9 protein-coding genes are annotated in these 8,358 nt (G+C 68.4%); 4 read left to right on the top strand and 5 right to left on the bottom strand.

Annotated elements, in window-relative coordinates; genetic code table 11:
* Together B551_RS09505 and B551_RS09500 are read right to left on the bottom strand one after the other, a co-directional pair.
* A partial coding sequence (locus B551_RS09505; protein ID WP_253281339.1) for a thiamine pyrophosphate-binding protein occupies positions 1-390 on the bottom strand: 390 nt, incomplete at its 3' end.
* A gap of 119 nt (positions 391-509) precedes the next feature.
* Positions 510-1,277: a GntR family transcriptional regulator gene (locus B551_RS09500; protein ID WP_006579724.1), complete on the bottom strand. Its 768-nt coding sequence runs from the start codon at positions 1,275-1,277 to the stop codon at positions 510-512.
* Positions 1,278-1,651: 374 nt separating this feature from the next.
* On the opposite strand from B551_RS09500, the gene B551_RS09495 reads away from it, so the two are divergent.
* Positions 1,652-2,149: a thioesterase family protein gene (locus tag B551_RS09495; protein WP_006579723.1), complete on the top strand. Its 498-nt coding sequence runs from the start codon at positions 1,652-1,654 to the stop codon at positions 2,147-2,149.
* A gap of 50 nt (positions 2,150-2,199) precedes the next feature.
* Here B551_RS09495 and B551_RS09490 read toward each other — a convergent pair whose 3' ends face one another.
* Positions 2,200-3,717 carry a sensor histidine kinase gene (locus B551_RS09490; RefSeq protein ID WP_006579722.1) on the bottom strand — a complete coding sequence of 506 codons (1,518 nt, stop codon included), beginning with the start codon at positions 3,715-3,717 and terminating at the stop codon, positions 2,200-2,202.
* A gap of 279 nt (positions 3,718-3,996) precedes the next feature.
* On the opposite strand from B551_RS09490, the gene B551_RS09485 reads away from it, so the two are divergent.
* The 3 genes from B551_RS09485 (at position 3,997) to B551_RS09475 (ending at position 7,091) form a co-directional block, all read left to right on the top strand.
* Entirely contained in the window at positions 3,997-4,905 is a 909-nt protein-coding gene (locus B551_RS09485) for a DMT family transporter (protein WP_023263969.1), read from the top strand.
* A gap of 217 nt (positions 4,906-5,122) precedes the next feature.
* Positions 5,123-5,566, top strand: coding sequence for an HU family DNA-binding protein (locus tag B551_RS09480; RefSeq protein ID WP_006579425.1), 444 nt, complete (start codon positions 5,123-5,125; stop codon positions 5,564-5,566).
* Positions 5,567-5,882: 316 nt separating this feature from the next.
* On the top strand, positions 5,883-7,091 hold the full coding sequence (locus B551_RS09475) for an MFS transporter (RefSeq protein WP_043438452.1): 1,209 nt from the start codon (positions 5,883-5,885) through the stop codon (positions 7,089-7,091).
* Here the strand turns inward: B551_RS09475 and B551_RS25345 are convergent.
* Together B551_RS25345 and B551_RS09465 are read right to left on the bottom strand one after the other, a co-directional pair.
* Positions 7,088-7,399, bottom strand: a complete 312-nt coding sequence (locus B551_RS25345) for a hypothetical protein (RefSeq protein WP_006579426.1) — start codon at positions 7,397-7,399, stop codon at positions 7,088-7,090. The two genes, B551_RS09475 and B551_RS25345, sit on opposite strands and share 4 nt — an antisense overlap.
* 269 nt (positions 7,400-7,668) lie before the next feature.
* A partial coding sequence (locus tag B551_RS09465; protein ID WP_023263966.1) for a GntR family transcriptional regulator occupies positions 7,669-8,358 on the bottom strand: 690 nt, incomplete at its 5' end.

Here is an 8,358-nt window from a genome sequence, read left to right as displayed (position 1 = left end):
CTGCGCGGTGCGGGTCCAGACCGATACGGGACGCGCCCAGCCCTCGGTGTCGGCTGTCAGCGGCGCATCGAGCGGACGGTGATAGGTGGCCTGGTCGCCGATGATATTGACGATCGGCGTCTGCGCGCGGCGCGCGTTGTGCAGATTGGCCAGGCCGTTGGCGAGACCGGGTCCGCAATGCAGCAGCGTCGCCGCCGGCTTGTCGGCCATGCGGGCATAGCCGTCGGCGGCGCCCGTCACCACGCCCTCGAACAAACCCAGCACGCAGCGCATGCCGGGGATGCGGTCGAGCGCCGCAACGAAATGCATCTCGCTGGTACCCGGATTGGCGAAGCAGGTATCGACGCCGCAGGCGAGCAGGGTCTTGACCAGGCTCTCGGCGCCGTTCAGCGTCTGCCCGGCTTGCTGGGTGGGGTTGGTCTCCATATTGCGCGCTTCCTTGGTGTCAGGTCGGTCGAATTGAAATCGGTTGGGGGATCGGTGCGGATTCGGTGCGCCGGCTTTCGCCATCATCCGGCCAGGCCGCCGGGGTCGAGCAGGTCGAAGTCGAGGCAGACGTATTCGGTCGGAAATTCGATGCGCGCGTAATAGACGATCACGCCATCGGCGCACGCATGGCGGCGCAGTTCGGCCACCGGCGCGCCCACCGGCAGCGCCAGCGCCGCGGCCGATTCCGCGCCGGCCGCGATGATCGACAGCCGCTGCCGCGCGCTCGATACCCGCAGCCCCGGAAAGCGGTCCAGCACCGGCACCGACGCGCCCTGCCGGAACGCGCGCGGGTTGCGGGCGAACAGGCCTTCCTCGATATAGACCTCGCCGATCGCGAAGGGCCGGCCGTCGAGCCGGTGCAGCCGGCGCAGGAAATGGTAGGCGCACGCGCGCTCGGCCTCGCAGGGCAGGCCCAGCTCGTCCGGCAACGGCACGCTGCCCGCCGACTCGACCAGCGCCTCGGTGCCGAGCTGCTCGCCGACCTGGACCGCCTGGCCCCAGGTGACCGGAAGCGACACCGGCCGGCGGCGCTTGCAGCCGCCCTTGACGAAGGTGCCACGCCCGCGCGAGCGCGCGACCAGGCCTTCGTCGTCGAGCACCGACAGCGCGTGGTGCATCGTCATGCGCGCGACCCCGTATTGCCGGCACAGGTCCTCGAGCGACGGTATCCGTTCGCCGGGACGCCAGACCCCGCTCTCGATGCGGCGGCGAAAGATGGTCGCCAGCTGCAGATAGACCGGCTCGCGGCTGCGCGACAACAGTTCGGTCGAGGACAGGGAATCGGACATCGATGGGTGGCAGACGGTGGGCCGAAGCGCGGCGCAGGGCAGCGGACAGGCACGATGCAAACGCACGCGCGGCCGCGGGAAACGGACTCAGTGAGCGGACTCAGTGAGCGGACTGGATGAGCGGGCTCGGCGAACTGCCACTGTAATAAGGTCTAGTTACCTATACCACTAGGGTTTACCGCGGGTTGGTGCGGCATCACGCAGTCAGCGGCGGGACGGCAATGGCAAGTTCCGCTTACGTGCGCCGCTTCTCGTCTACCCGCAAAGGTTGGGTGACGTCCGTGCAGGGTCTGCGGCCAGAATGCGCCATGCCCCCTCTCCCCCGGGGGCAAGCGAGGCTGCCGCTCGCAGCCATTGATCCAGGAGCTTTTTCCATGTTGATGCGTGACGTGATTCCCCACATCCTGAACCGCGGTACCGGCCAGCTGGCGCAGGACCAGGTCGAAACCCCTCCCCGCAAGACGTTCCACCACACGATCGACATCTATCTGAAGGATTCCAACGCCTTCATGAACACCTACTTCGCGCGCTATTTCGAATGGCAGGGCATCTGCCGCGAGCGCTGGTTCCACGAATGCATCCACGGCAATCTGCTGGCCGCGGGCGGCGTCTTCGTGACCAAGCGCGCGCACCAGGAATATGTCGAGGAGACCTTCCCGTTCCAGCGTGTGGACTGCTACCTGAACACCTTCCAGGTCAAGCAGTGCTCGGCGTATCTGCTGTTCCGCTTCTGCGTCGACGAGCGGCCGGTGTCGCTGGGCTACCAGCAGATCGTGTTCGCCGACAAGGAGAAGCGGATCGCGCGATTCCCGAAGGAGATCGTCGAGCGGGTCAAGGAGTATGAGGTGAGCGCGCCGGTGCTGGCCAACTAGTAGCGGAGCAGGTCCGCCGCTCGGGCTGACCCCGCGGCACGGCCGTCGCGTCAGGCGGCCGTGCCGTGGCCGAGCGGCTGGATAGGCTGGATCGGCTGCATCGGCTCGATCCGCTCCAGCGTCTCGAGCGGGCCGATCGAGGCCGCCGCGTTCGCCGGCTCCGGCGGCTCGGCCGCCACGGCGACCGGCAGATGCAGCGTGAAGACGGTATGCCGGCCGGGCGCCGATGCGCAGTCGATGCGGCCGCCGAAGGCCTCCATCACGCGCCGGCAGAACGCCAGCCCCATGCCGGCACCGCTGCCGTGCGGCTTGGTCGAGAAGAACGGATCGAAGATGCGCGGCAGCACGTCCGCCGGAATGCCGGGACCGGTATCGCGCACGCGCAGCTGATAGAAGCCGCCCGATTCGCACGCGGAGATCTCGATGCGCCCGCCGTCGCGGGCCTCACGCTGGTGCGCGCGCATCGCCTGCAGCGCGTTCTTCAGCAGATTGAACAGCACGTAGACCAGCAGCGTGTCGGAACCGCGGAAGCGCCAGCCGGCCGGTATCGACTGCACGGAAACCCGCTCGCGTTCGCCGGGGCGGAACGGATAGCGCTCCAGCGCGGACTCGACGCAATGGGCAACGCCGTGCGGCACGAAGCTGCCGCGGTCCAGCCGCTCCAGCGTGATCGACGCCAGCGCCATCTCGATCACCGCCTGCGTGCCATCGACCTCGCTCCGGATCGCGCGAAGCAGCGTCGGCAGCCGCTCTAGCTGGCCGGGGCGCAGGCTGTCCTCGATCAGGCCGTGCTCGACGGCGCGGCGGTAGCCATCCAGCACGGTCGGCCAGGCGACCGCCAGCTCCTGCGTCTGCATGCGGATGGTCGCCAGCGGCGTGCGCACCTCGTGGGCCACGGTAGCGGCCAGCGAGTACGGATGCATCAGGTCGTAGCGCACGATCGACAGCGCGATGATGCCCAGGCTCACGGCGATGAAGACCACGCCCGGCGGATAGATGTCGTGGCCGTAGTTGACCGCATAGTCGATCGCCGCCAGCGAATACAGGCCCAGGCTCCACAGGCACAGCGTCAGCCGCTGGCGCTTCTCGCCCACCGCGTCGCGGCGCGCATCGAGCAGCAGCCAGCCGCTGCGCAGCGCCAGCAGCACGGTCTGGGCGACATGGATCGGATGCAGGATCCCGGCGCGCGGGTAGTTGCCGAAGCTGTAGATGTAGTAGTCGGAGACCAGCCGATCGGATACCAGCAACACCACCGCCAGCAGCAGCGACATGCCGTAGGACACCAGCAGCCACGGCCGCTCGCCGCGGCGCTCGGTGACCTCGGTGATGAAGTGATAGAAGGTGGTCGGCAGGAAGACGATGAACAGATAGCCGACCTTGGCCAGCAGCAGCGCCACGTCGGGATGCGTGGTCTGGAACAGGAAGGCCCAGGTGCCCTGCCACGCGAACGTGGTCGCGCACATCAGGAAGAAGGTCGTGGTCAGGCGCGTGACGCCCCTCGTCACCAGCACGTAGAGGCCGTAACCGAGAAAGATCGACGAGACGAAGGCGGGCAGGATGGCGTACATGGCGTGACCGTTTGAGCTGCCAGACCGGCGGAAAGCGGACATGGTATGCCCTAACGCTCCGCCGCCGTACTGATTTCGGTTGCACTCTGCGGTAACCGAGGTTGAATACGCCATCCCCGATCGGGGGTAGCACGCCGGTAGGGTTGCGAGCTTGCAATCCCCCTGAAAATGCGGGGCCTGGCGCGTCCGAAGCCACTGTTGGCGGCATAATGCGCGCTCCAGTGTCCACGCCACCGCGCCGCCGGCACCGACGCCTGCGCGTTCGCGCCCTCCTTTCGTATGCCCACCTCCCCGATCGCCGGCTCGCGCGCCGGCTGGCTGACCCTCTTCCTGCTGGCCTTCCCGCCGTTGAGCTGGGCCGGCAACGCCATCGTCGGCCATCTGGCGGCCGGTGCCGTGCCGCCGATCACGCTGAACTTCCTGCGCTGGCTGCTGGCCGGGCTGCTGCTGACGCCGCTGGCGTGGAGCGGCGTGCGCGAGCACGCGGCGGCGCTGCGGCGCCACGCGGGGCTGATCCTTGCGCTCGGCGTGCTGTCGATCGCCAGCTATAACGCGCTGCAATATCTGGCGCTGACGACGTCGACGCCGATCAACGTGACGCTGATCGGCGCGTCGATGCCGCTGTTCCTGCTGGCAGTCGGCGTGACGTTCTTCCGCGAGCCGGCCACGCGCAGCCATATCACGGGCGCGCTGCTGTGCCTGGTCGGCGTGACGTTCGTGCTGGTGCGCGGCGAACTGGGCCGGCTCGCGCAGCTCGACTTCGTGCCCGGCGACCTGTTCATGCTGGCGGCGACGCTCGCCTGGAGCGGTTATACGTGGCTGCTGCGCAAGCAGCGGCCGGCGCTGCCGCTGATCGTGCTGCTGTACGCGCAGATCGTCGCCGGCGTGGTGGTCAGCGTGCCCTTCGTCGCCTGGGAGCTGGGCATCGCCGGCCAGACCATCGTCTGGAGCCCCAGCACCTTCGGCATCCTGGCCTACGTCGCCACGGTGCCGTCGCTGCTCGCGTATTTCGCCTGGGATCGCGCGGTCGCGCGCGCCGGCGCGCAGCTGCCGGTGTTCTTCGTCACGCTGACGCCGGCCTTCGCCGCGATCCTGTCCACGCTGCTGCTCGGCGAGTGGCCGAACTGGTATCACGGGGTCGGACTGGCCGCGATCGTGGCCGGGATCTGGGTCGCGCAACGCCGCTGATCGGGGCACCGGATCGGAGCGCGCATGGCATCGCGACGGCGACGACCGCGAGGATGGTGGCATCCGCGCGACACATTGCACGGCCCAACCGCCAAATCACGCCGAAAACCCCTTGAAAATAGGCACCGTTCGCGCGTTTTGCTATTCTGTGCGCGGCGCTGCCCGGCGGCATCCGACGGTACTGCGCTCCAACATTGAACCTGTTCACGACATCGATATGGCCACCAAAGCTAAACCGACCGCGAAGACTGCAGCAACCAAGACCGCCGCCAAGGCGCCCGCCAAGAAGGCCGCCGCTCCGGTGAAGGCCGCCAAGAAGGCTGCGCCGGCCGCAGCGCCGACGCCCAAGCCGCTGAAGGACACCTTCAACAAGTCCAGCCTGGTGTCGCACCTGGTCGCGCAGACCGAGCTCGATCCGAAGACGGTCAAGACCGTGCTGGCGCAGCTGGAAAGCACCATGATCGGCGCGCTGAACAAGAAGGGCGCGGGCGAATTCACGCTGCCCGGCCTGCTGAAGGTCACCGCCGTGCAAGTGCCCGCCACCAAGAAGCGTTTCGGCAAGAACCCGTTCACCGGCCAGGAGCAGTGGTTCGCTGCCAAGCCGGCCTCGGTCAAGGTCAAGGTCCGCGCGCTGAAGAAGCTGAAGGACGCGGCGCTGTAATCGGCCCGCATCCCCGGCCTGCCTCGGCGCGATACGCGCCGGCACGCAAACCCTCGCCTCGTTGAGGCGAGGGTTTTTTATTGTGCGCGCCGGGAACGCGGTTAGAATCGCCCCCGCTGCGTTCCCGACGTCGTTCTCGACAACGATGTTCCGGGCGGCGCGGCCGTAAGCGTTTACGTGAATCAACGCATCACCAGCGGCACCCGCGTGCCGACTGGCGGTGTGCGTTGGCCGCTTGCGTCATCCCTCGCGTCTGCGTCGTTTCCCGTCCGTCGACCGTTCCGGTGCCGCCCTCTCTGTGAAGGAGTGGCGGTCGATGTCGAACGTCCTGCAAGATTCTTCGCTGCGCCGGCTGGTCTGGATGACCGTCGCGCTGTTTCTTACCTACCTCGCTGTCGCCATGGCGATGCCCGCCGTGGCGCTCCATGTCGTGCAGGCCCTGGGCATGGGCAATGTCGGCTCCGGCCTGGCCGTCGGCATTGCCTTCCTGTCGACGATCCTGAGCCGCGGCTGGGCCGGACGGCTGGCCGACGAACGCGGCGGCAAGGCCGCGATGTTCCGCGGTCTCTTCCTGTACGCGCTCGCCGCGCTGTTGTGCTGGTGGTCGTCGTTGCCATCGCTCGGCCACGGCACGGCCGCCTATGCGGTGCTGCTCGCGGGCCGGCTGCTGCTCGGGCTTGGCGAAAGCGCGGCGCTGGTCGGCATGCTCGCCTGGGGCATGGCGACGATGGGACCGGCGCGCTCGGGCCTGGTGATGGCGCTGGTCGGCACCGGCATGTACGGCGCGTTCGCCGCGGGCGGGCCGGTGGGGCTCTGGCTGCTGGAGCGCTGCGGCTTTGCCGGGCTGATGCTGGTCTGCGTCGCCATGCCGGTGCTCGGCGCGCTGATGCTGTGGCGAACGAAACCAGCTGCACCGCCGAAGACGGGACCGCGCCCGCCGTTCGTGCAGGTGCTGGGACGCATCTGGCAACCAGGCGTCGTGGTCGGCCTGCAGGGCATCGGCTTCGCCGCGCTGGGCGCCTTCTTCCCGCTGTATTTCCTGGCCAATGGCTGGCATGGCGCCGGCTACGGCCTGACCTGTTTCGGCCTGGGCTTTGTCGCGATTCGCCTGCTGTGCGGCACCTTGCCGGACCGGTTCGGCGCAGTGCCGGTGGCGCTGGTCTCGCTGCTGGTCGAAGCCGCGGGACAGGCGATGCTGTGGCTCGCACCCGGGCCCGGCGTGGCGATGATCGGCGCGTTGCTGACCGGCATCGGCTGCTCGATGGTGTTCCCGTCGATGGGGCTGGAGGCGGTCAGACGCGTGCCCGCGCATCTGCGCGGTACCGCGATCGGCGGCTTCGCGGCGTTCCAGGACCTCGCTTACGGCGCGACCGGTCCGTTGGCGGGCTGGGTCGCCGACCAGTTCGGCCACGCGCAGGTCTTCATGGTCGGAACGCTTGCCGCCGCGCTGGCGGTGCTGATGACCTTGCGGCTGCGCGGCCGTTCATGCGCGCACCCGCAGGCCGATTCGTCTGCCGCCCCTTAGCGGGCCCAATACCCGGGGCGCCGCACGACATGCCCGTGCGAGTCCCGGACCCAGCGCTCGGGCACATAGCGGTGTCCCGGGCGCGATACGTAATGGCCATGGCCGTGGTGCGGACGCGCATGGTAGCGATGGTAGTCGTGGCGATGGTGGCGGTGCCGCACATGCGGCGGAGCCGGACGATAGTGCTCGTGCCGATGGTAGCCATGCCGATGATCGTGGCGGTCCGAATGCGCCTGGGCGGGCGAGACAAGACCGAACATCGCGCCGGCGGCCAGCGTTCCGAGTGCGATCAGCAATTGGCGAGTCATGTTTTTCTCCTGATGCGCTGCCCGGCTTGGCGGCGCGTTGAACATGGCTCGACTGTAGCGATCTGGAACGGTCCTGGACGGATGCAGTTGTAAGCCAGTCTCACAAGCGGGCAGACCTTGGAGACTGCCGTGGATACCCTGGCGGCGAACGGCCACGCCATTGCCGGCCGAAGATAGCGGCCGTTGTTCCTGTCTTGCCCGCATGCGGCCGGTGATGAGGCCGCGCTCGCCGCGTAATGCGGCGTTACAGCCGAAATAACTGTTTGCGACTATCGCGCCGCGGCGGCCTCGCGCTCGCGCGCCGCGCGCATCGCCACTGCCTTCTTCTGCAGCGCGTGTTCGCGCATCAGCGTCTCGACCATGGCGCCATCGCGCGCCAGCAGCGCGGTGACGAAGCGCTGGTGGTCTTCCACGCCGTGGGCCCATTCGTCCTGGTCCTGGTTCGAGCGGAAGCGCAGGTTCTGCACGCGCAGATTGAGCCGGCGATGCGTGTCCGCCAGGGTGGGGTTATGGGCGGCAGCGCTGATCGCAAGATGGGTGCCCATGCTGGCCTCGTAGTAGGCGTGCAGATCGCGGGCGGCGTAGGCGTCCAGCATCGCGCGATGCAGCCGGGCAATCTGCGCCAGCTCCTCGTCGCTGGCCTTCTCGGCGGCCAGCCTTCCGGTCAGTCCTTCCAGCACGGCGAGCACGTCGAACACATCGGCGACATCGCGCTCGGACATCGCGATCACCTGCGCGCCGCGCTTGGGCAGCAGCATCACGAGCCCGTCGGCGGCAAGGATCCGATAGGCCTCGCGCAGCGGCGTGCGCGAGACGCGCAGCCGCTCGCACAGATCGCGCTCGTTGAGCCAGACGCCGGGTACCAGCGTGCCGTCGATGATCAAGTGCCGCAGGCGCTCGGCGACCACCGCGGCCAGCGTCGGATGCGCGATCGCCAGCGGGTCGTCGCCGTCCGCGGA

This window comes from Cupriavidus sp. HPC(L), from assembly GCF_000307735.3.
GTDB lineage: Bacteria > Pseudomonadota > Gammaproteobacteria > Burkholderiales > Burkholderiaceae > Cupriavidus.
This window is presented reverse-complemented; position numbering and strand designations above follow the sequence as displayed.